This is a genomic window from Mycoplasma zalophi (assembly GCF_025486335.1).
Taxonomy (GTDB): Bacteria; Bacillota_I; Bacilli_A; order Mycoplasmatales; family Metamycoplasmataceae; genus Metamycoplasma; species Metamycoplasma zalophi.
In genome coordinates this window covers 1-347 of sequence record NZ_JAOOPZ010000009.1, presented here as the reverse complement: position 1 = coordinate 347, position 347 = coordinate 1, and the positions used below count along the sequence as shown (strand labels likewise).

General features: G+C 25.1%; 1 protein-coding gene. It reads left to right on the top strand.

The window, feature by feature from the left end; all coding sequences use genetic code 4:
• On the top strand, positions 1-347 hold a 347-nt coding region (locus tag N8G13_RS03295), incomplete at both ends, for a restriction endonuclease subunit S (RefSeq protein WP_262289467.1).

Genomic DNA, 347 nt, shown 5'->3' with positions numbered 1-347 from the left:
TTTTGCAAATGTTATTTTGCAACAAGTAGCAGAAATAAATATAAAAGTCCCAGACAAGAAAGAACAAGAAAAAATATCAAATACTTTTAATTTATTTGATACAAGCATATCTTTGTTAAAGCGTAAGCTAGAAAAATTAGAAAACATAAAAAATACACTCTTAAATAAGATGTTTGCAAATGAAAAAAACTTGAAACCGGATATAAGATTTAAAGAATTCACAAACGATTGGTTTCAAGACAAGACAAAAAATCTTTATAATTTTGCTTCAGAAGGTGGAACTCCAAATTCTACAAATAAAATATTTTATGAAAAAGGTAAAATACCGTTCGTAAAAATAAATGACA